Annotated in this window: 20 protein-coding genes; 15 read left to right on the top strand and 5 right to left on the bottom strand. The window is 66.3% G+C overall.

The genetic code is table 11. The features are described 5' to 3' along the window. Positions 1–59 precede the first annotated feature (59 nt). On the top strand, positions 60–665 hold the full coding sequence (locus ACQPYR_RS24610) for a TetR/AcrR family transcriptional regulator (protein WP_433621313.1): 606 nt from the start codon (positions 60–62) through the stop codon (positions 663–665). Here the strand turns inward: ACQPYR_RS24610 and ACQPYR_RS24605 are convergent, their stop codons facing one another. From ACQPYR_RS24605 to ACQPYR_RS24595, 3 genes are all read right to left on the bottom strand, one after another. Next, positions 666–1,193 (bottom strand): NUDIX hydrolase, encoded by a 528-nt coding sequence (locus ACQPYR_RS24605; RefSeq protein ID WP_433621312.1) that lies wholly within the window; start codon positions 1,191–1,193, stop codon positions 666–668. 19 nt (positions 1,194–1,212) lie between these two features. After that, entirely contained in the window at positions 1,213–1,971 is a 759-nt protein-coding gene (locus ACQPYR_RS24600; RefSeq protein ID WP_433621311.1) for a hypothetical protein, read from the bottom strand. Positions 1,972–2,156: 185 nt separating this feature from the next. Continuing rightward, positions 2,157–3,365 carry a DUF418 domain-containing protein gene (locus ACQPYR_RS24595; RefSeq protein ID WP_433621310.1) on the bottom strand — a complete coding sequence of 403 codons (1,209 nt, stop codon included), beginning with the start codon at positions 3,363–3,365 and terminating at the stop codon, positions 2,157–2,159. Between the two features lie 138 nt (positions 3,366–3,503). On the opposite strand from ACQPYR_RS24595, the gene dop reads away from it, so the two are divergent. The 5 genes from dop (at position 3,504) to pafA (ending at position 8,701) form a co-directional block, all read left to right on the top strand. Then, positions 3,504–5,003 (top strand): depupylase/deamidase Dop, encoded by a 1,500-nt coding sequence (gene dop, locus ACQPYR_RS24590; RefSeq protein ID WP_433621309.1) that lies wholly within the window; start codon positions 3,504–3,506, stop codon positions 5,001–5,003. A 327-nt stretch (positions 5,004–5,330) separates the two neighbouring features. Next, complete coding sequence (locus tag ACQPYR_RS24585; protein WP_014351559.1) at positions 5,331–5,525, top strand: ubiquitin-like protein Pup; 195 nt, start codon at positions 5,331–5,333, stop codon at positions 5,523–5,525. Further along, positions 5,522–6,388: a proteasome subunit beta gene (gene prcB / locus ACQPYR_RS24580; protein WP_433621308.1), complete on the top strand. Its 867-nt coding sequence runs from the start codon at positions 5,522–5,524 to the stop codon at positions 6,386–6,388. Before ACQPYR_RS24585 ends, prcB begins: the two co-directional genes overlap by 4 nt. Further along, positions 6,385–7,167: a proteasome subunit alpha gene (gene prcA / locus ACQPYR_RS24575; RefSeq protein WP_433621307.1), complete on the top strand. Its 783-nt coding sequence runs from the start codon at positions 6,385–6,387 to the stop codon at positions 7,165–7,167. Before prcB ends, prcA begins: the two co-directional genes overlap by 4 nt. Positions 7,168–7,342: 175 nt before the next feature. Then, on the top strand, positions 7,343–8,701 hold the full coding sequence (pafA, locus tag ACQPYR_RS24570) for a Pup--protein ligase (RefSeq protein ID WP_218007602.1): 1,359 nt from the start codon (positions 7,343–7,345) through the stop codon (positions 8,699–8,701). Between the two features lie 131 nt (positions 8,702–8,832). On the opposite strand, the gene ACQPYR_RS24565 is transcribed toward pafA, so the two are convergent. After that, positions 8,833–9,129 (bottom strand): MTH1187 family thiamine-binding protein, encoded by a 297-nt coding sequence (locus ACQPYR_RS24565; protein WP_433621306.1) that lies wholly within the window; start codon positions 9,127–9,129, stop codon positions 8,833–8,835. A gap of 88 nt (positions 9,130–9,217) precedes the next feature. Between ACQPYR_RS24565 and ACQPYR_RS24560 the strand changes: the two genes are divergently transcribed. The 8 genes from ACQPYR_RS24560 to ACQPYR_RS24525 all read left to right on the top strand — a co-directional run bounded on the left by ACQPYR_RS24560 (position 9,218) and on the right by ACQPYR_RS24525 (position 19,121). Next, positions 9,218–10,213, top strand: coding sequence for a helix-turn-helix transcriptional regulator (locus tag ACQPYR_RS24560; RefSeq protein ID WP_433621305.1), 996 nt, complete (start codon positions 9,218–9,220; stop codon positions 10,211–10,213). Positions 10,214–10,459: 246 nt separating this feature from the next. After that, positions 10,460–11,389, top strand: a complete 930-nt coding sequence (locus tag ACQPYR_RS24555; RefSeq protein ID WP_433635232.1) for a helix-turn-helix transcriptional regulator — start codon at positions 10,460–10,462, stop codon at positions 11,387–11,389. A 22-nt stretch (positions 11,390–11,411) separates the two neighbouring features. Beyond that, a complete protein-coding gene (locus ACQPYR_RS24550; protein WP_433621304.1) occupies positions 11,412–12,449 on the top strand; it encodes a 2-dehydropantoate 2-reductase in 1,038 nt (345 codons plus the stop codon). A 130-nt stretch (positions 12,450–12,579) separates the two neighbouring features. Next, positions 12,580–12,855, top strand: a complete 276-nt coding sequence (gene tatA, locus ACQPYR_RS24545; protein WP_433621303.1) for a Sec-independent protein translocase subunit TatA — start codon at positions 12,580–12,582, stop codon at positions 12,853–12,855. Positions 12,856–12,959: 104 nt separating this feature from the next. Further along, on the top strand, positions 12,960–13,955 hold the full coding sequence (gene tatC, locus ACQPYR_RS24540; RefSeq protein WP_433621302.1) for a twin-arginine translocase subunit TatC: 996 nt from the start codon (positions 12,960–12,962) through the stop codon (positions 13,953–13,955). Beyond that, positions 13,952–16,696: a DEAD/DEAH box helicase gene (locus ACQPYR_RS24535; RefSeq protein WP_433635231.1), complete on the top strand. Its 2,745-nt coding sequence runs from the start codon at positions 13,952–13,954 to the stop codon at positions 16,694–16,696. Before tatC ends, ACQPYR_RS24535 begins: the two co-directional genes overlap by 4 nt. A 150-nt stretch (positions 16,697–16,846) precedes the next feature. Next, positions 16,847–17,575 (top strand): DUF4333 domain-containing protein, encoded by a 729-nt coding sequence (locus tag ACQPYR_RS24530; RefSeq protein ID WP_433621301.1) that lies wholly within the window; start codon positions 16,847–16,849, stop codon positions 17,573–17,575. Positions 17,576–17,813: 238 nt separating this feature from the next. After that, entirely contained in the window at positions 17,814–19,121 is a 1,308-nt protein-coding gene (locus ACQPYR_RS24525; RefSeq protein ID WP_433621300.1) for an IS4 family transposase, read from the top strand. Between the two features lie 227 nt (positions 19,122–19,348). On the opposite strand, the gene ACQPYR_RS24520 is transcribed toward ACQPYR_RS24525, so the two are convergent. Further along, positions 19,349–20,320: a 5'-3' exonuclease gene (locus ACQPYR_RS24520; protein ID WP_433621298.1), complete on the bottom strand. Its 972-nt coding sequence runs from the start codon at positions 20,318–20,320 to the stop codon at positions 19,349–19,351. A gap of 89 nt (positions 20,321–20,409) precedes the next feature. On the opposite strand from ACQPYR_RS24520, the gene ACQPYR_RS24515 reads away from it, so the two are divergent. Further along, positions 20,410–21,537: a M24 family metallopeptidase gene (locus ACQPYR_RS24515; RefSeq protein ID WP_433621297.1), complete on the top strand. Its 1,128-nt coding sequence runs from the start codon at positions 20,410–20,412 to the stop codon at positions 21,535–21,537. Positions 21,538–21,610: the final 73 nt, after the last annotated feature.

Raw genomic sequence — 21,610 nt, 5'->3', positions numbered from 1 at the left:
TAAATCGAAACGCTCCGTAGCGTTTCGTAAAACGATAGCAGACGAATACACTGACCGCCATGGCGACGGGAAGTGCCGCGACACCGCGGTCCGGCGGTCGAACCCGCAGCGCAGCCGCACGCGATGCGGTACTGCGTGCGACGGCCGAACTGCTGGAGGAGCAGGGCTTCGGCAAGGTGACGATCGAAGGCGTCGCGGCGCGCTCGCGCGTGGCCAAGAGCACGATCTATCGCTGGTGGAAATCGAAGGCGGTCCTGGTCATGGACGCTCAAGGCATGGTGGTCACCCAGCGCATGCCGGATCCGGATTCCGGATCGGCCGAACAGGACCTGACCGTCTTCCTCGAGGCGCTCTACGGTGTGGTCGAATATCCGTTGCGGATCAAGGCATTACGCGGGTTGATGGCTGAGGCTCAGCTGGACCCGGACTTCGCCGGACCGTTCCGGGACTGGGTGCAGACTCGGCGAGATGTGGTGGCGCGCATAGTGTCCCGCGGTGTGGCGCGCGGTGAACTCGCCGCCGACCTGGATATCGAGTACGCGACCGATCTGATCTTCGGACCGTTCTGGTACCGCCTGCTCGTCGAACACGCACCGCTGCGACCGGAGCAGGCGCCGATCGATATCGCGCGACTGCTCGCCGGATTCCGTACACCCCTGCGCTGATCAGCCCCGGTGGAATTCGATTGCGAGGGCGAGTAATTCGGCCAGGTAGTCGCCGTCGGTGCGCGACAGGCGCATTGCGTCATCGGGTGCGAAGGCGCGGACCTCGAGAATATTTTCCGCATCCTCGGGATTGGTCGGTGCGGATTCGAGCGCCACATCCGCCGTGCACCACAGCCACGCCTTGTGCGGGTGCGGCTGCCAAGGATAGTGCGGTGCAGGGCGATCGGTGGTCGTGTGGTGAGCGCCGAACGGCCGCACCGATCCGACCGGGCGCGCACCGGCCTCCTCCATGAGTTCGCGTCGCACGCAGGCGTCGACAGTTTCACCCGACTCCCTGGTGCCGCCGGGCACGATCCAGATATCACGATCGTCGCGACACAACACGATATCGGCGCCGACGAAGCAGACGACGTGGATATTGGTGACCAGTTCGTCGGGTGGTAACTCGGTGGAGAACCGCACATCCAGACCGCCCCATTCCCAGCGGGTTGGCGTGTGCAGCAACGGATATCGGTCGGCGAGCGTCACACCGACGACGCTAGTCCACCTACTCGGTCCCGGACTTGCCGATCTGGAAGTGGATGTGATCGATATGAGCCGCGCGACCGGATGTGGCCGGGAGCGGATGGTCATCCGGATGGTCGGGATGCAGGATGAAACTCGGATCGCCGATGCCGGAGATGGCAGTCGCGGGATCGGGACTGTCCGAGCAGTCCTGCCATTCACCCGCCGCGAAATCGTAGACGCTGCGGAAGAAGTCGGCGACGAACAGATCGCCGTCCGGATCGCCGAGCGGACTCGCATCGGGTTCGTCGAGTCGGTAGCGCACCCGGGATCCGGTGCCGCGCGGCCATGTTCCGCCGGGTGTCACGGCGGTCTCGACGGTGCCCCAATGCGCTGCCACGGTGATCCTGCGCGATACGTCCCCGACCGGCATGGTGACACCGGCGAAATCGAAGGCGCGGCCCTGGCCGTGGCAGTCGTCGGAATGGGTTCGGCGGCCATCTACTCCGAGGGTGTGCAACTCGGTAACGCCGAAATTTGCGGAGAGGAATCGGCAGAATCGCACCAGCGCCAACGCATTTCGCGAATCGAGGTGTTGCGGTGCCACCGGGGTGCTGCTGTGGCGGATGACCACCCCGGCGAGACTGCCCGGTAGCGGCCGGCCGGACTGTGGGTCGAAACCTGCGAATCCGACCAGAGCCGGGGACGCCGGCCCGTCGAAGCGGATCAGGTCATCGTTCGCGAGACGTTCGAGTTCGGCGAAAGCGTGGTCCTTACTCATTGCTCGGGCCGGTTCCGACACCACGCACCTCCTGTGCATCTGAAATCGATACGTCGACGCAGTTCGGTGACGTCGCGTCAGCATCCGGCACCGACGCGGAAAGCACACGAGTAGTCCGCTACTCGTGTTCTCCTCGGCCGCACCCGGTCGCATTCGCACCGGTTTCGGGTGTTGAACTGCGGCGATGTCCGTAGACGGGCGGTGGCTCAGTGTTCACCGGCCAGCGCGCGGTAGCTGAGATTCCACACCGACTCGACCGGGCCACGCTCGAACCGGCGCATCCACAGGTGCGCGAGAGTCACGATGATCAGCGCGACCAGCAGGTAGATGCCCACGGTGAACGGTACGCGGGCGTCAGGGGAGACGCGCGCGGCAAGGCCCAACCCCCACCCGTAGCACAGCGCCGAAGCGACCAGATTCTGCAGGATATAGCAGCTCAGCGCCATCCGCCCGACTTCGGTGAGCCGCCTGCCGACGAATCCGACCCGCGCACGACGCAGGTAGAACTCCGCGACCAGCGCGAGCAGCCCCAAGGCGACGAACGGGGCGGTGCCGTACCTGGTCAGCAAGACCAGATCGCCGCCGAGCACACCGACCGCCAGATCGATCGGCGCGGCAACAGCGAATCCGATGATCATGAGCCGCCTACGTAACCGCGCACCCTCCGGTCGGAACACTCCCGCCCGGAACAACTGCGCACCCGCGAGGAACAGCGCGATCGACATCGGGAAGACGAAGATCGGCTCGAACCGGAACATGCCCGCGTTCTCCAGTCGGAACAGCACCAGATCCCAGAACGACCCGTCCGCATAGGGATTCGGATCCAACGGCGCGCGCGGCGTCGAATCCTGTTGGTTCGCAAAGGCCATCGCGATGCCGATGAGGGTCAGCACGGCGATATGGAATCCGGCCGCGATGGTCAGCCAGCGACGTTGCGCGCGTTCACTTGTCGCGAGAATGAAGGCGATGACCAATCCGGTGACGGCATAACCCATCAGCACATCGAATTCCGCGACGAACACGAAGTTCAGCACACCGTCGAGGAACAGCAGCCCGGCGCGCCACGGATAGCTGCCCGGCCACCGCCGACCGGCCCGCACCGCCGAGCCCTGCTGGATGGCCAAGCCGATGCCGAACATGATGGTCAGCAGCCCGAGGAACTTGCCCTGCGCGAGCTGCTGCAGCACTCGCTCCGACCACATCCAGCCGGTCGCCGGGCTGCCCAATTCGTCGATATATCCGACGATGCCCTCGGGATGGGTGAGGATCCAGATATTGGTGCCGAGCGTGCCGAGGATCGCGATGCCGCGCAATACGTCCAAGGCGACCAACCGCGTGGGATTCTTCGGCTGGGTGAGGCTCGGTTCATCCGACTTGCGGTGGCGCCCCGTGATTTCGGCGATCGAATCGGTCATATTCCGAATATCCTGGCCGCCGCGGCCTGGCCATATCCTCCGGAAGTACCACCATCGGTATGACATCGAGGTCACCCGAGATCGCCGATGCCGCCGGTCGCGACCGGCGGCGGGCACGCGTCGCCTAGGCTCGACGGTATGCAGCGCATCATCGGTATCGAGGTCGAATACGGCATCTCCACACCCACCGAGCCGTCGGCCAACCCGATTCTCACCTCCACCCAAGCGGTTCTCGCGTATGCCGCCGCGGAGGGGGTACCGCGCGCGAAGCGCACGCGCTGGGATTACGAGGTGGAATCGCCGCTGCGCGACGCCCGCGGCTTCGACCTGAGCCGGATGAACGGTCCGGCCCCCGTGATCGACGCCGACGAGGTCGGCGCGGCCAATATGATCCTCACCAACGGCGCCCGGCTCTACGTCGACCACGCCCATCCGGAGTACTCCGCACCCGAGGTCACCGATCCGCTGGATGCGGTCATCTGGGACAAAGCCGGCGAACGGGTCATGGAGGCGGCCGCGCGGCACGCGTCGAGCGTGCCGGGTGCGCCGCGACTGCAGCTGTACAAGAACAATGTCGACGGCAAGGGCGCCTCGTACGGCACCCACGAGAACTACCTGATGAGCCGCGACACCCCGTTCAACCAGATCATCGTCGGGCTCACCCCGTTCTTCGTCTCACGCCAGGTGATCTGTGGTTCCGGCCGGGTCGGCATCGGACAGTCCGGTGATCACGCCGGATTCCAGCTGTCCCAGCGCGCCGATTACATCGAGGTCGAGGTCGGCCTGGAGACCACGCTCAAGCGCGGCATCATCAACACCCGCGACGAACCGCACGCCGATGCGGACAAATACCGCCGCCTGCACGTCATCATCGGCGATGCCAACCTCGCCGAAATGTCCACCTACCTCAAGGTCGGCACCACCGCGCTGGTGCTGGATCTGATCGAGGCCGGCGAAGATCTTTCGGATCTGCAGCTGGCCCGCCCGGTCACCGCCGTCCACCAGATCAGCCATGACCCGACCCTGCGTGCCACAGTGGCGCTCACCGATGGCCGTGAACTCACCGGGCTCGCGCTGCAGCGCATCTACCTCGACCGGGTGGAGAAGTTCGTGGCCCGCAGCGGAAACGACGACGAGCGCGTCAAGGACATCCTGGAGAACTGGGCCAACGTGCTGGATCTGCTGGAGCGCGACCCGATGGAATGCGCCGATCTGCTCGACTGGCCCGCCAAGCTGCGCCTACTCGAGGGAATGCGCAAGCGCGAGGGCCTGAGCTGGGCCGCGCCCAAACTGCACCTGATGGACCTGCAGTACTCCGACGTCCGTCTGGACAAGGGTCTCTACAACCGCCTGGTCGCGCGCGGCTCGATGAAACGCCTGGTCAACGAGCAGCAGGTGCTCGAAGCGATGACCAACCCGCCGACCGACACCCGCGCCTACTTCCGCGGCGAATGTCTGCGTCGATTCGGTGCCGATATCGCAGCGGCCAGCTGGGATTCTGTGATCTTCGACCTGGGCGGCGACTCGCTCGTGCGCATCCCGACCCTGGAACCGCGCCGCGGCACCCGGGCCCACGTCGGCAAGCTGCTCGACGGTGTGCATACCGCCGCCGAGTTGGTCGAACAGCTGACCACGTAGCAAAGTCGCGCGAATAAGCCCAGGTAGCAACGATTATCGCGATCACAATGACGACGGAGCGAGTCTTACGAGCGACGTTCGGGGCCCGTCTCGCGTCCGAGCCGCGACGGCTCGGACGCGAGACATCAGGGGGCCGCGAACACGCAGCGCCGCGGGCGCTGCGAATCGAACACAGTCGCGAACACGCCGCGCCCGCGCGGCCAATAACTCAGCACGTTGTCAGGGCGGCTGGGTAGTGTTGATGTACGGGCACGGACATTGCTCATGATCAGGGTCGTGCTCAGAATGGAGCCCTGGTCATGATGAGGACAGAGGAGGTCGGCTGCCATGGCACAAGAGCAGACCAAGCGCGCCGGGGGCGGCGACGAGGACGAGGGCCCGGAGGGCGTTGACGCCGCCGGTCAGGAGCGCCGCGAAAAACTGGCGGAGGACACCGACGACCTGCTCGACGAGATCGATGATGTGCTCGAGGAGAACGCGGAAGACTTCGTTCGCGCGTATGTGCAGAAGGGCGGCCAGTGACAGCAGGTGACCCCTTGCGTCTCCACCCGGGGCACGCCCTCTCGTCATTCACCGAGCACCTGCGCATGCATGCACCGGAACTGTTGCCTGGCAACCGATTCGGCGCGATCGAAGGTGCCACCGGAATCTCCGGTGGCACCGCCGCGAAGGACCTGGCTCCGCACGGAACCACCATTGTGGCGGTCTCGTTCCGCGGTGGCGTGCTGATCGCCGGTGACCGCCGGGCCACCCAGGGAAACCTGTTGGCCAGCAGGGATATCGAGAAGGTGTACATCACCGACACCTATTCGGCGGCCGGTATCGCGGGCACCGCGGGCATGGCCATCGAGATGGTGCGATTGTTCGCCGTCGAGCTGGAGTACTACGAGAAGATCGAGGGTGTCTCGCTGACCTTCGACGGCAAGGCCAACAAGCTGTCGAAGATGGTGCGCGACAACCTCCCTGCCGCGCTGCAGGGTCTGGCGGTGGTTCCGGTGCTGGTCGGCTACGACCAGCACGCCACCGATCCGGACAAGGCCGGTCGCATCGTGTCCTACGATGTGGTCGGCGGGCGCAGTGAGGAGCGGTTCGGTTACACCGCGGTCGGTTCGGGTTCGATGTTCGCGAAATCGTCGTTGAAAAAGCTGTACGCCAAGGGAATCGATGAGGATCGCGCATTGCGGATCGCCGTCGAATCGCTCTTCGACGCGGCCGACGACGACACCGCCACCGGCGGACCGGATCTGGTGCGCGGCATCTACCCGACGGCGATCGTCATCAACGACGAGGGCGCCGACGAGGTGACCGAATCGCGGTTGGAGGAGATCACGCGGGCGATCGTCGCCGATCGCGAGGCCGCGGAAGAGGGGAGTGCCTCAGCATGACACTGCCGTATTACGCGTCGGCCGAACAGATCATGCGCGACAAGACCGAGCTCGCGCGCAAGGGCATCGCTCGCGGTCGCAGCGTGATCGTGCTGACCTACGACAAGGGTGTGCTGTTCGTCGCGGAGAATCCCTCCGCGACATTGCACAAGGTGAGCGAGCTGTACGACCGTGTCGGGTTCGCGGCCGTCGGCAAGTACAACGAATTCGAGGCACTGCGCCGCGGCGGCATCCTGCAGGCCGACCTGAAGGGCTACCAGTACGACCGGCGCGATGTCACCGGTCGTGGCCTGGCCAATGCCTACGCGCAGACCCTGGGCACCATCTTCACCGATCAGCTCAAGCCCTACGAGGTGGAGATCTGCGTGGCCGAGGTCGGCTACCCGGAGCAGTCACCGGAATCGGTGCTGTACCGGATCACCTTCGACGGCTCGATCGTGGACGAGCGCGAATATGTGGTGATGGGCGGCACGACCGAGCCCATCATGACCGCGTTGAAGACCTCCTACCAGCCCGGACTCGATCTGGCCGGTGCCGTCGACGTGGCGGTGAAGGCCCTGAAGGCCGGGGTGCCCGAGGGTGCCGCGGACAAGGACAAGCGGGTGCTCGGGGTGGGTTCGCTCGAGGTCGCCACCCTCGAACAGGCGCGGCCGCGGCGGGCGTTCCGCCGGGTCGCGGGCGTGGCCCTGGACCAGTTGCTGAACGGCGGCAAGTCGGCGAACAAGGCCGAGGCGGCGCCCGCCGAGGCGAAGTCCGAGGACGCTCCCGAATCGGAGTAGTCCACCACGATCGTTCGACTGCGAAGGCCCTCCCGATTTTTCGGGAGGGCCTTCGTTTCGGCCGGTAGTTTTCCGCCGAACATTTCGCTCACGTGCGAAATCGTTGTGAAGACGTATGCACCGGGGTTGTCCGCAGCCCCACGCGAGTACCTGACATGGCTGTAATGTCGATAGTGTGCAGCGACGAATCATGGGGATCGAGACCGAATTCGGTGTGACGTGCACCTTCCACGGACACCGTCGGCTCAGCCCTGACGAGGTGGCCCGGTATCTATTCCGCCGGGTAGTTTCCTGGGGCCGTAGCTCTAACGTGTTCCTCCGCAACGGTGCTCGGCTCTACCTCGATGTCGGGTCGCATCCGGAGTACGCCACCGCAGAGTGCGACAACTTGGCGCAGCTGGTCACTCACGACCGGGCTGGTGAGCGCGTGCTGGAGGAGTTGCTGATCGACGCCGAACAGCGCCTCGCGGAGGAAGGCATCGGCGGCGACATCTACCTGTTCAAGAACAACACCGACTCCGCGGGCAACTCCTACGGCTGCCACGAGAACTTCCTCGTCGTGCGGGCCGGTGAGTTCTCCCGGATCTCGGACGTGCTGCTGCCGTTCCTGGTTACGCGTCAGCTGATCTGTGGTGCGGGCAAGGTGCTGCAGACGCCGAAGGCGGCCACGTTCTGCCTGTCCCAGCGTGCCGAGCACATCTGGGAGGGCGTCTCCTCGGCGACCACCCGCTCACGCCCGATCATCAATACCCGCGACGAGCCGCACGCCGATGCGGAGAAGTACCGGCGTCTGCATGTGATCGTCGGCGACTCGAATATGTCCGAGACCACCACCATGCTGAAGGTCGGCACGGCGGCGCTGGTGTTGGAGATGATCGAGGCGGGCGTCTCGTTCCGCGATTTCGCCCTGGACAACCCGATCCGCGCCATCCGCGAGGTCAGCCACGACCTGACCGGTCGTCGTCCGGTCCGGCTCGCAGGCGGACGCCAGGCGAGTGCGCTCGACATCCAGCGCGAGTACTACGCTCGCGCCGTCGAGCACCTGCGCAACCGCGACCGCGACCCCAATATCGACCAGGTCGTCGATCTGTGGGGCCGCACCCTGGACGCGGTCGAGGCGCAGGACTTCGCCAAGGTCGACACCGAGGTCGACTGGGTGATCAAGCGCAAGCTCTTCCAGCGCTACCAGGATCGCTACGGCATGGAGCTGTCCGATCCCAAGATCGCCCAGCTCGATCTGGCCTATCACGACATCAAGCGCGGCCGCGGTGTCTTCGACCTGCTGCAGCGCAAGGGTCTGGCCAAGCGCGTCACCGAGGACGAGGCGGTCGACGCGGCCGTGGATACCCCGCCGCAGACCACCCGCGCCAAACTGCGCGGCGACTTCATCACCGCCGCCCAGGAAGCGGGGCGTGACTTCACTGTCGACTGGGTGCACCTCAAGCTCAACGACCAAGCCCAGCGCACGGTCTTGTGCAAGGACCCGTTCCGCTCCGTCGACGAACGAGTGGATCGGCTGATCGCCTCGATGTAGCCCTCCTCAGGTTGCGGCAGCGATCAAGGTCGCCCGTGCTGTAACAGACCTATCGAGCGCCGCACCCAGGTTGTGACTTCTGTGCGGAGTCCGATAGCTCTGTGAGGACCAAAGTCGGCGCGGGCTTGCGGCTAGCTGTCGGTGAGGTAGCGCTCGACGGACTCGACCTTCGTGGTCATCGCGTCGGTGACGCCTGGTCGGATGTCCGCTTTCAGGACCAGGCTGCAGCGGGGTGCGACCTCGAGTATGGCGTCCGTGGCTTCCTTGACCACGGCCATCACCTCGTCCCATTCGCCCTCGACAGTGGTGAACATGGCATCGGTGCGGTTCGGCAGGCCGCTGGCCCGCACGACGCGCACGGCCTCGGCGACGGCTCGGCCGACATCGACACCCGCACCCAGCGGTGTCACGGAGAACGCGATGATCATGACTCCATGATGGCCGCGCGCGAACCGGATCGGGGTGAATCGCGCGCCGACGCGCGGTCGCGGCGGGCGGCCGATTACCCTGTGTCGAGTGGCGATATCCAAGGTCGAGCGGCTGATGAATCTGGTCATCGCGCTGCTGTCGACCCGGCAATTCCTGACCGCGGAGCGGATTCGGGACAGCGTCGCGGGGTACGAGGATTCGGCCAGCGACGAGGCGTTCAGTCGAATGTTCGAGCGCGATAAGAACGAGCTGCGTGACCTGGGGATTCCCTTGGAGGTCGGGCAGGTCAGCCGATTTTCGACGGTGGAGGGCTATCGGATCAACCGCGACGCCTACGAACTACCCGATATCGATCTGACCAGCGAGGAAGCGGCGGCGGTCGCGGTCGCGGTGCAGATGTGGGAGTCGCCGGAGCTGGCGGCCGCAGCCGAGGGCGCGCTGCTGAAATTGCGTGCGGCCGGGATCCACGTCGAGACCGATGCCGCGGTGGCCTCGGTGCCCGCGGTCCCCGCGCGCACCCGTGGCTCGGATGCGGTGCTCGGCAAGCTGCTGGCCGCGATCGACGTCGGTCAGGCGGTGCGGTTCGAACATCGGGGTGCGATCAACGAGCCGTATGTCATGCGTGATGTGGAGCCGTGGGGTGTGGTGACCCACAACGGTCGCTGGTATCTGGTCGGACACGATCGGAACCGGGATGCGGTTCGCAGCTTCCGCCTATCGCGCATCGGCGACGATGTGACCGCCTACGGGCCGCCGAATGCGGTCAGCAAGCCCGAGGGTGTGGATCTGCGTGAGATCGTCGGCACCGTCACCGGCAGTGCCCCGGTGACCGGCACCGCGACGGTGTGGGTGGCCGATGGCCATGGCCGCGAGATCCGCCGACTTGGACCCGTGCTGGAAGAGCGCACCATCGGCGAACGTCACGGCGTGGTCGTCGAATTGCCCATCCGATCCCGAGATTGGTTGGCGCGCTTGATTACCGGACTCGGTCCAGATGCCGTAGTGCTCGCACCGGAGGAACTACGCGCGGATGTGGTGGCGCGATTGCGTTCGGTCTTCGACCACACGGAGGTCACCGCATGAGCGAGCGAACAATAGATACAGCCGAGCACTCGCTCGTGCCGGAGCCGAGCGTCAGCGAGGCGCGGGCATGAGCGAGCGCAGCGAGCGAACAATAGATACAGCCGAGCACTCGCTCGTGCCGGAGCCGAGCGCTAGCGAGGCGCGGGCATGAGCGAGCGCAGCGAGCGAACCAGGGGGCCGGCCGAGCGGACGACAGGCACAGCCGAGCGCAGTCGACTTTCGGTTCGGCTCTCACGGCTGCTCAACATGATTCCGTACTTCATCGCGAATCCGGGGATCAGTGCCGCCGAGGCCGCCGCCGATCTCGGTGTCACCACCAAGCAGCTGATGAGCGATCTCAACCAGCTGTGGATGTGCGGACTACCCGGTTACGGGCCGGGCGATCTGATCGACCTGTCGTTCTCCGAGGAGAGCATCGAGGTCACCTTCTCTGCCGGTATCGACCGGCCGCTGCGGCTGACCTCCACCGAGGCGACCGCGTTGCTCGTGGCGCTGCGCTCGATCGTGGATATGCCGGGCATGGTCGATCCGACCGCGGCGCATGCGGCGATCGCCAAACTGGAATCGGCCATCGTCGGCGGCAAGACCGTCGACGAGGCCCGCGAGCACCTGCCGACCGAGGCCCCGGCGGTTTCGACGGTGCGTTCGGCGCTGGCCCGACAGCGCGCGCTGCGCCTGGTCTACTACTCGGCGAGTCGCGATGTCGTATCCGAACGTGTCGTCGATCCCATTCGTATTGTGCTGGTGGACAACAACAGTTACCTGCAAGCCTGGTGCCGCGAGGCCGAGGGTGTGCGACTGTTCCGCTTCGATCGGATCGAGGCAGCGACCGAACTCGACGAGGCCGCCCGCCCGCCGAGCCATGCGACCGCGGCGGCCGCCGCGCTCGACCTCTTCCAGGACGATCCCGCGGTTCCGTTGGCGCGCTTGCGCATTCGCGGCGATTACGGTTGGGTGCTCGATCAATATCCGATGCATCGGATGGCGGTGCACCCGGACGGCAGCATCGAGACGACCATGCGCTTCGCCACCATGGACTGGATGGCGCGGCTGCTACTCGGCTTCGGTTCCGGCGTCACGGTGCTCGGCCCACCCGAATTGATCACCGCGGTGCGCGAACGCTCGAATGCCGCGCTGGCCGCCTACGAAGCGGCCGGGTTCCTGGAGACCAGATGAATCGCACGGAGGCTGGAACGGCGTGAGTGAGGTGGTGGCACCCGCTCGGGTGCTGGTCCTGGGAGCCGGAAGTATCGGGTCCTTTGTCGGCGGAAAGCTGGCGGCGGCCGGCGCCGATGTCACATTCGTCGGCCGGCAACGGGTGCTGGACGAGATCCGCGCATCCGGGCTGCGACTCACCGACCTCGACGGCGGTGACGTCGCGGTGGCGGGGGATGCGGTGCGGGTGTCGACCACACCGGAGGATGTCGGGTCCGCCGATCTGGTGCTGGTCACCGTGAAATCGGCGGCGACCGCGGCGGCCGTGCGCGATCTCGACGGCAAGATCCGCCCCGGCACCGTGGTGCTGAGCCTGCAGAATGGGATCGGCAACGACGCGGTGATCCGCGAGGTCCTGCCGACCTGCGTGGTGCTGGCCGGCATGGTGATGTTCAACGTCGTGCACCATCCCGACGGCCGTTTCCATCGCGGCACCGAGGGCGGGCTGGCGGTGCAGGACGATCCGGCGCTCGCACAGTTCACCGACGTATTCGCGCGGGCTGGTCTGGTACTGCGGCGCTATCCGGACCTGCTGCCGGTGCAATGGGCGAAGCTGCTGCTGAACCTCAACAACCCGATCAATGCGCTGTCCGGCAGGCCGCTGCGCGAGGAACTGTCCGACCGTGACTTCCGGCGCTGCCTGGCCCTCACCCAGCGCGAGGCACTGGCCGCGATGCACAGAGCGCGCATTCGCCCAGCTCGGCTGACGCCGCTGCCGCCGGCGTGGATGGCCCGGCTGCTGACCGTTCCGGACGGTATCTTCCGCCGGGTCGCCGCGACCGTGCTGGCCATCGATCCGCAGGCGCGCTCGTCCATGGCCGATGACCTCGAACTCGGTCGCAAGACTGAAATCTCCTGGTTGTGCGGGGAGATCGTGAGCCTCGGCGCGATGGTGGGGCTGGCGACACCGGTCAATCAGCGTCTCATCGAACTGATCGTGGCCGCCGAACACGGCGATCGCCGCGACTGGACCGGACCGGAACTGTTGGAGCAACTGCGAACGGCCGCAGGAGGATCTTGAACCCGGCCGGCCGCGAACTTCGTGTCGTACAAGTGCGGCTGAACGCACAGCGAACGCGCGCCGACGCGGGCGTTCTCGCATGTCATAGTCCGGTAGCATCGGAGCTACCACATTCTTTGGAGGTTTAATTATGGGCAGTCTGAGCATCTGGCACTGGCTGATCATCGCCGCGGTCTTCGTGATGTTCTTCGGCGCGAAGCGTATGCCCGATGCCGCCCGCAGCCTGGGCCGCTCGCTGCGCATCTTCAAGAGCGAAGTCAGCCAGATGCAGAACGAGAGCAGCAGCGCACAGACAAGTGCAGCACCGGTGCAGCAACCGGCCGCCGAACTGCCGCAGGCCTCGGCGGTCCAGCCGACGGTCGCGCAGCCGCAGGCCGAGCCTCAGGCACAGCCGAAGTCGCTCTGAGCCCAGCCTTGCCGCCGGGGTGAGTAGCGAACTCGCTCCGGTCCTAGTGCTGTTGCCCGCCGACCGCTGCGGGCACCGTCGACCCCAGGGGCCAACACACCACCATGCGAATCCCGTTCGATCCCCGGCGCAGTAAGCGCAGGACGAATCCCGACGGCACCATGTCGTTGGTCGAGCATCTGCAAGAGCTGCGCCGTCGGCTGCTGGTCTCGATCGCCGCGGTCGTCGTCACCACGCTGTTCGGCTTCTTCTGGTACGCGCACACGATCTTCGGTATCGAAAGCCTCGGTTCGCTGCTGACCGGACCCTACTGTTCCCTGCCCGCCTCGTCGCGGGCCGTGCTCACCACCGACGGCGCCTGCCGTCTGCTGGCGACAGCGCCCTTCGAGCAGTTCATGCTGCGCTTGAAGGTCGGTATGACGGCCGGCGTGGTACTGGCAGCTCCGGTATGGCTGTATCAGATCTGGGCCTTCATCACGCCCGGTTTGTATGCGAAGGAACGCAAGTACGCGGTCGGCTTCGTCACCTCCGGTAGCGCGCTGTTCGTGACCGGCGCCGTACTCGCGTATTGGGTTGTCGCGCACGCGTTGAGCTTCCTGCTGAATATCGGCAACAATGCGCAGATCACCGCGCTGAGCGGTACGCAATACTTCAGCTTCATCATCCAGCTGCTCGTCATCTTCGGTGTCAGCTTCGAAATCCCGCTGCTGGTGGTCGGATTGAATCTGGTCGGAGTGCTGCACTACGACAAGCTCGCCAAGTGGCGACGCGGAATTGTCTTCGGGCTCTTCGTCTTCGCTGCGATCGTGACCCCGCAGGACCCGTTCTCCATGCTGGCCTTGGCGCTGGCGCTGACGGTGCTGTTCGAGGTTGCCATCCAGTTCTCCCGGATCAACGACAAGCGGCGCGCACGTCGGGAGGCCGAGGAATTGGCGGCACTCTCGGATGAGGAAGCCTCGACGATCTCCGGCCCCGAGCCGATCAACCCCGCAGATTCGATCGTTGATCCGGTGGAGAAATCGGCGCGAGCTATGCCTGCCCACCCCGCCGGCTCCGCCGGCGACCATCCCCCCGTGTCGGACTACTCCGATACCCTCTGACCGTGACGTATCACCAGTCGCAGGCGGGCGAGCTGGCAAAGTTCTCCGCCGAGCTGACTTTCGGGTTGGATCCCTTCCAGCGCAATGCCTGTAAAGCCCTCGAGGGCGGGCACAGCGTGCTGGTCTGTGCTCCGACCGGCGCGGGTAAGACCGTCGTCGGCGAATTCGCGGTGCACCTCGCGTTGGCAGCGGGCGGAAAGTGTTTCTACACCACACCGATCAAAGCGCTGTCGAACCAGAAGTTCGCCGACCTGACCGAGCGCCACGGGCGCGACCAAGTCGGACTGCTCACCGGTGACCAGTCGATCAACCCGGACGCGCCGGTGGTCGTGATGACCACCGAGGTGCTGCGCAATATGCTCTACGCCTCCTCGGACGCGCTGCGCGGACTTTCGTATGTGGTGATGGACGAGGTGCACTACCTCGCCGACCGCTTCCGCGGCGCGGTCTGGGAGGAGGTCATCCTGCACCTGTCGCCGGATGTGCGGCTGGTGAGCCTGTCCGCGACGGTCAGCAATGCCGAGGAATTCGGCGCGTGGATGGAAACCGTGCGCGGCGATACCGCGGTGGTCGTGGACGAGACCCGCCCGGTGCCGCTGTGGCAGCACGTGATGGTCGGGCGGCGGATGTTCGATCTGTTCGATACCGACTCCAGCGAGCAGAAGGTGCTCGTCGACGAGGATCTGGTGCGCTATATCCGCCACCGTGAAGCGGCGGACCGGATGAACGGCTGGGGTGGACCGCGCGGCCGCGGTGGCAACCGCAACTTCCGGCCGTTGCCGCGGCCGGAGGTGCTGGCCAAGCTCGATGAGGAAGGGCTGCTGCCCGCGATCACCTTCATCTTCAGCCGGGCCGGATGCGATGGGGCGCTTGCCCAATGCCTGCGTTCGCGACTGGATCTCAGGGGGACGGCAGTCGGCGGAGCCGACGGGGTGGGTAAATACAGCCGTGACGACGAGACCGAAGAGATCGACGCGATCATCGAGAAGCACACCGGGGATCTACCCAAGGGCGATCTGGAGGTGCTCGGCTACTGGGAGTGGCGCGAGGCGCTGCATCGCGGCTTGGCCGCGCATCACGCGGGCATGCTGCCCGCCTTCCGGCATACCGTCGAGGAATTGTTCGTGCGCGGTCTGGTGCGGGCCGTATTCGCCACGGAGACACTGGCTTTGGGCATCAATATGCCTGCGCGGACGGTGGTGCTCGAGCGGCTGGTCAAGTACAACGGCGAGTCGCACGCCGAGCTGACGCCGGGGGAGTACACGCAGCTCACGGGCCGGGCCGGGCGGCGCGGGATCGATGTCGAGGGCCATGCGGTGGTGCTGTGGCAGCCCGAGGTCGATACCAGTGCGGTCGCCGGTCTCGCCTCCACCCGGACCTATCCGCTGCGCAGTTCGTTCCGGCCGGGCTACAACATGTCGATCAATCTGATCGATCGGATGGGTGCGGACGAGTCGCGGGCGCTGCTCGAGCGATCTTTCGCGCAGTTCCAGGCCGACCGGTCGGTGGTGGGGCTGGTGCGCGGGATCGAGCGCAATGAGGGGCAGTTGCGCAAATTGCGAGGTCAGCTCGGCGGCGAGGACGGCGGCTTCCTGGAATACATTTCCCTGCGCGAGCGGATCAAGCAGCGTGAACGTCAGATCGCGCAGCAGGGTCGGGCCGATCGGCGCGGGGCCGCGGTCGACGCGCTGGTCGCCCTGCGGCGGGGTGATGTGGTGGCCATTCCGTCCGGACGGCGGGCCGGGCTCGCGGTCATTCTGGAGCCGGATGCCACGCCGGGAGATCCGCGTCCGCTGGTACTGACCGAGGACAAGTGGGCGGGTCGGGTATCGGTCGCCGATTTCCCGGTGCCCGCGAAGACGCTGGGGCATATGCGGCTGCCGCGCAAGATCGATCACCGCACGGCACGGACTCGGCGTGATCTGGCATCGGCGTTGCGCAGCACCGGGATCTCGGTGCCGGGCCGGCCGCGGCGCGGTGACCGTTCGCAGGCGGGCGAGGACCGCGAGCTGTCGACTTTGCGGCGCAGTCTGCGTTCGCATCCGGCGCATACGCGGCCCGATCGCGAGCAGATGAGCCGGGTCGGCGAGCGCTACAACCGGCTGCTGCGCGAGACCGAGACGATGCGCCAGAAGGTTGCCGCGACCACCAATTCGCTGGCGCGCACCTTCGACCGGATCCTGGGCCTGCTCGAGGAACGCGGGTTCGTGCACGCGGGCGAAGTGACCGCCGACGGACGGCGGCTCGCCAGGATCTACGCCGAAAGCGATCTGTTGGTCGCCGAATGTCTGCGGCAGGGACTGTGGCGTGGGCTCGGTCCGGCCGAATTGGCGGCGGTGGTTTCCATTCTCGTGTACGAATCCCGCCAGGACGGCGGCTATCTCGGCGCTAGCGGGCCCACCGAACCGATTCGCCGTGCGGTCGGTGCGACCGTCGGGGTGTGGAGCGAGTTGCGTTCCGACGAGGCACGGCACAAGCTACCGCCCACCCGTGAGCCGGATCTCGGTTTCGTGACAGGTGTTTACAAATGGGCGCGCGGCGATGGGTTGGCCGAGTCGTTGCTGGCCAGCGGTGATCAGAACGCGCCGCTGTCCGCGGGCGATTTCGTGCGGTGGTGCCGACAGGTGATCGATCTGCTCGATCAGATCCACGGAACCGCCGACGATGTGGAGATCGCCGGGACCGCGGCCAAGGCCGTCCGCGCGATCCGACGGGGTGTCGTAGCCGTGGACGCCGCGTAGCCGATTCGATTGTGATTTGATTTCTTTCGCGTACCGACCGTGGCGGAGGAGTCGGACAGGATCGCACCTCATACGGGATTGGTCCTGTTGTGCGACGAGTCTCACGCGGGGGGCTACCGTGTGTATAACGATGCGAGTGGAGGCAACCAGATGAGCGGCCCGTACGGACCGAACGACGCCCCTGGTCCCGGGGAGGGACGCAACGATCCCACCCAGCAGTGGGGCGGACAGCAGGCACCCGGTGCAGCCGGGCCTACTCAGCAGTGGGGTGCCACCCCGCAGGCGCAGCCGACTCAGCAGTGGGGCGATCCGAACGCGCAGCAGCCGCAGTGGGGTCAGCCGAATCCGCAGAGCCAGCCCAGCCAGCCGCAGTGGGGTCAGCCGAATCCGCAGAGCCAGCCCAGCCAGCCACAGTGGGGCCAGCCCCAGCCCAGCCAGCCGAGTCAGCCGCAGTGGGGGCAGCAGCCGACCCAGCAGGACTGGTCCGCGCAGCAGGGGCAGCAGCAGCCCTGGCAGCAGGGCCAGCAGCAGCCGTGGCAGCAGCAGACCCCGCAGCCGAGCAGCGGCGGCAAGAGCAAGGGCCTGTTCATCGGCCTGGGTGTGCTCGCGCTCGCCGTCATCGGCGCCATCGTGGTGCTGGTGCTCGTGCTGACCAGCAAGGACGAGCTCGACCAGGCCGCCGTTCAGGACGGCGTGAAGAAGGTGCTCTCGGATTCGTACGGAATCCAGGACGTCGCCGATGTCTCCTGCCCCTCCGGCCAGCAAGTCAAGGTCGACGCGACCTTCACCTGTGACCTGAAGGTCAGTGGCGAGCAGAAGAAGGTCACCGTCAAGATCACCAAGGATGACGGCACCTACGAGGTCGGGCGCCCGAACTGACGGTTCTTCGGTCGGCAGGTCGGCGAGCGGGCGTCGGTGGGGCGGCCCCGCTGCGCGGGCCTAGTAGCAAGGCCGCGCAGTTAGCGGTTCAGTTGGTGTGTCAATCGAATGATGGTGTGGGGCTTGGTATGCCGTGACGTAGGACAGCGGAGCGCCTGGTAGAAGAGGTTTGTCACTCCAAGACAACTCTTCACTGGGAGCTCCGCTGTCGGATCAGTCTGTCATCAACCGACGCGGCATGGTAGCCGCGGGTGTATTCGCGCCGGGTCATCTGGGGGAACTGACCCGGATCGTGTCGTTCGACCTGGTCGATGCGGCGCTGGAGGCGTCGGGCGCGGTGCAGTCGCGGGTGCGGCTGCTGCCCTCGCGGGTGGTGGTGTATTTGCTGCTGGCCGGGGCGTTGTTCACCGGGATTGGGTATCGGCAGGTGTGGGCGCGGTTGTGTGCCGGGCTGCCCGGCAGTCCGAGGGGGTGTCCGGGTTCCTCGGCGTTGTCGCAGGCGCTGCGCCGGGTCGGGCCCAAACCCCTGAAAGCGTTGTTCGACCTGGTCCGCGGGCCTGCCGTCGGTGCGGTGCGGTGGCGGGGTCTGTTGGTGTGCGCGATCGACGGCACCAGTGTGTTCGTGCCCGACAGCCCAGACAATGTGGCCGCGTTCGGTCGTCACGGCGGTGGTCACGCCCAGGCCGGTTACCCGATGCTGCGGTTGCTGGCAGTGGTGGCTTGTGGCACCCGCACCGTCGTCGATGTCGTGTTCGGACCCCTGCGGGTCGCCGAAACAGCCTATGCGCCACGCCTTTTCGGGTGTCTGCGTCCGGGCATGCTGCTGTTGGCCGACCGGAACTTCGCCGTCACGGCGTTGATCGAGCAGATCACCGGCACCGGCGCGGATCTGTTGATCCGCGCCAAACTCAACCGGCGCGTCCCCGCGATCGCGCGGCTGGGCGACGGGTCGTGGCTGACCCGCGCCGGCGCGGCGACGGTGCGGGTCATCGACGCCGAGATCGCCGTCTGCTGCGCCGGTGGGCCCCGGCGGGTCGAGCGGTATCGGCTGATCACCAGCCTGGCCGACGAGAAGCGTTACCCCGCACAGGAATTGGTGACTCTTTATCATCAGCGGTGGGAGATCGAAACCAGCTATTTCGAACTGAAATCGACCATGCTCGGTGGCCGGGTACTCCGTGCCCGCACCCCGGCCGGGGTCTGCCAAGAGGTCTACGCCCTGCTCATCACCTACCAGGCGCTGCGCACCGTCATCGCCGATACCGCCCTGGCCACAGGTGATTTTTCCGCGGACCGCGGAAGTTTCACCGTCGCCATGCACACCGCACGCGACCAACTGATCCACGCCGCCGGGATCATCAACGACACCACGATCGACCTCATCGGCACGATCGGCCACGCAATCCGGACCAGCCCGTTGACCCCACGCCGCGCACGCACCAGCCCCCGCATCGTCAAACGTGCCATCTCCAAACACCGCGCCAAGGGCGACATCGACCGCAACATCTACAAAACCCAGGTCAGCATTCATATCCTGCCCGGTTGACAACCGGGCAGAACCCCAAACTGCGCGGCCTTGGGCCTAGTAGGCGAGCGCGGGCACGTTGGCGCGGCGACCAGGTATTCCTCGGGTAGGTCCAACTCTCGAGTCGGGCGGCGCACCGCCGAGCTGTTCGCCTGGTGGCGCAGCGGGAGCGGCGGCCTCGCACAAGCTCTGCAACCTATGCGAGCCGCTACTTGGTATGCGAGGCCTGTGCATGACGATCGATGCGGTCACCCCGAGTGCGCCGAGTTCAGTGCCGCGATCAGGCGGGTGATGGGGCTTTCCGCGTTGTAGGTGGCGGCCAGTTCGCGGAGGCGGTCCGGGTCGGCGGGGGCCATGGGGAGGGTGTCGGGGCAGGACAGCTCCACATCGGCGTCGCAGACCACGCGGGTGACCGGGGCGGCGGCCTTCAGGTAGGTCTCGGCGGCGCGGAGTTTGGCGCGGATGCCCTGGGCCATATCGGCTGCGGGGTCGTCCACGGCCGCGGTGAGCGCGTCGAGGGAGCCGAAGCGGGAGATGAGCATCGCGGCGGACTTCTCGCCGATACCTGCGACGCCGGGCAAGCCGTCGGAGGAGTCGCCGCGCAGGGTTGCCATATCCGCATAGGCAGGGCCCGCATTCTCCAGTGGCACACCATATTTCGCGGACACCTCGGCGGGACCGAACAATTCGGCCTTGGCCAATCCGCGACCGGCGTAGAGCACGCGCACCGGCGGTGCCGGCTCGTCGCGGACCAGCTGGAGTAGGTCGCGGTCGCCGCTGACGACCACCACCGGATCGGTGCGCTCGCGGGTGGCCAGGGTGCCGAGTACGTCGTCGGCCTCGAGTCCGATCGCGCCGCCGGTGGCGATGCCCGCCGCGGCGAGTACGTCGAGGATCATCTCGACCTGCGGGGTCAAGGTGTCCGGCACGTCCTCGGCGCCGGGTGCCGCATCGGCGGTGGTGTCGAGGCGGTGGGTCTTGTAGGTCGGCACCAGCGCCACCCGGAATGCGGGACGCCATTCCAGGTCCAGGCAGACGACCAATCGGCTCGGTTTGTGCTTGGTGACGAGCGAGGCGACCATATCGGTGAAGCCGCGCAGAGCGTTCACCGATCGGCCGTCGGGTGCGGTGATTTTCTCCGGAATCGCGTGGAACGCGCGGAACCACAGGCTCGCGCCATCGAGCAACAGCAGGGGCCCACCGGAAGTCGCAGTGTTCACGCCGCTGAGGCTACCTGTCCGCAACGACAACCTGGGGTGATCGGTATTCACATTCGGGTTGATGTCGGGGGCGGGTAACGTCGCACGGTATGAGCTCGCACACGGAGTCCCGATTCGCGGCGGATATCTACGGTGATCGACTCGAGCGGGCGGTGCAGTTGATGCGCGCCGCTCATCTGGACGCGCTATTGATCACGCCGGGGCCGGATCTGCGCTATCTCATCGGCTCGGCTGCAGAGTCCTTCGAGCGGCTGACTTGTCTGGTGATCACGGCCGACGGCGCCACCCCCTCGGTGGTGATTCCGAAGCTCGAACTGGCCGCGTTGGAGGGTTCGGCCGCGGGTGAACTCGGTCTGCAGGTGCTGGATTGGGTCGACGGCGTCGATCCGTATCAGCTCGTGAAGTCGTCGCTGCACGTCGGCTCCCGGGTCGCGGTCACCGATGTCATGCCCGCATTGCATCTGCTGCCGCTGGCCGAATCAGTCAGTGGACTGCCCACTTCGGCCACGCCGGTGCTGCGGCAACTGCGAATGATCAAGGACCAGGCCGAAATCGAGGCTCTGCGGCGTGCCGGTGCGGCCATCGACCGGGTGCATGCGCGGATGGGTGAATTCCTGCGCGTCGGGCGCACCGAGGCCGAGGTCGGCGCTGACATCAAGGCGGCGATCGTCGAGGAGGGGCACACCGAGGCGGCCTTCGTCATCGTCGGCAGCGGACCGCACGGCGCCGATCCGCATCACGGCGTGTCCGATCGTCGCATCGAAGCCGCAGATGTGGTGGTGATCGATATCGGCGGCCCGGTCGACCCCGGCTACTACTCGGACTCGACCCGCACCTACGTCCTCGGTGAGCCCACGTCCACCGTGGCCACACAATTCGGGGAACTCGAGCGCGCCCAAGCTGCTGCGGTCGCCGCCGTCCGCCCCGGTGTCACCGCCGAATCCGTCGACGCCGCAGCCCGAAACCTGTTGACCGAAGCCGGTTTCGGCCCCGCCTTCGTTCACCGCACCGGCCATGGCATCGGTCTCTCGGTCCATGAGGAGCCCTACATCGTCGAAGGCAACAGCCTGGTCCTGGAACCCGGCATGGCCTTCAGCATCGAACCCGGGATCTACTTCCGCGGCGATTGGGGCGCACGCATCGAGGACATCGTCGTCGTCACCGAAGACGGCTGTGAGTCGATGAACCAGCGACCGCATGGTTTGACAGTGCTCTGAGTCCGGGCGGCCGTGAATTCGTCGCGGAGTGACCGCGCTGTGAGCGGCGTGGCGAATGCGCAAGCACAGTGAC

Source organism: Nocardia sp. CA-120079 (genome assembly GCF_050955745.1).
In the GTDB taxonomy this organism is placed as follows: domain Bacteria; phylum Actinomycetota; class Actinomycetes; order Mycobacteriales; family Mycobacteriaceae; genus Nocardia.
Note: the sequence above shows the minus strand (reverse complement) of the source record. Positions and strands in the feature narration are given on the sequence as shown.

Coding starts and splice junctions, on each gene's coding strand:
- ACQPYR_RS24610 (WP_433621313.1), top strand. CDS start 60: ATGGCGACGGGAAGTGCCGCGACACCGCGGTCCGGCGGTCGAACCCGC.
- ACQPYR_RS24595 (WP_433621310.1), bottom strand. CDS start 3,365: ATGACCGATTCGATCGCCGAAATCACGGGGCGCCACCGCAAGTCGGAT.
- dop (WP_433621309.1), top strand. CDS start 3,504: ATGCAGCGCATCATCGGTATCGAGGTCGAATACGGCATCTCCACACCC.
- ACQPYR_RS24585 (WP_014351559.1), top strand. CDS start 5,331: ATGGCACAAGAGCAGACCAAGCGCGCCGGGGGCGGCGACGAGGACGAG.
- prcA (WP_433621307.1), top strand. CDS start 6,385: ATGACACTGCCGTATTACGCGTCGGCCGAACAGATCATGCGCGACAAG.
- ACQPYR_RS24565 (WP_433621306.1), bottom strand. CDS start 9,129: ATGATCATCGCGTTCTCCGTGACACCGCTGGGTGCGGGTGTCGATGTC.
- ACQPYR_RS24555 (WP_433635232.1), top strand. CDS start 10,460: ATGATTCCGTACTTCATCGCGAATCCGGGGATCAGTGCCGCCGAGGCC.
- tatA (WP_433621303.1), top strand. CDS start 12,580: ATGGGCAGTCTGAGCATCTGGCACTGGCTGATCATCGCCGCGGTCTTC.
- tatC (WP_433621302.1), top strand. CDS start 12,960: ATGCGAATCCCGTTCGATCCCCGGCGCAGTAAGCGCAGGACGAATCCC.
- ACQPYR_RS24530 (WP_433621301.1), top strand. CDS start 16,847: ATGAGCGGCCCGTACGGACCGAACGACGCCCCTGGTCCCGGGGAGGGA.
- ACQPYR_RS24525 (WP_433621300.1), top strand. CDS start 17,814: ATGGTAGCCGCGGGTGTATTCGCGCCGGGTCATCTGGGGGAACTGACC.
- ACQPYR_RS24515 (WP_433621297.1), top strand. CDS start 20,410: ATGAGCTCGCACACGGAGTCCCGATTCGCGGCGGATATCTACGGTGAT.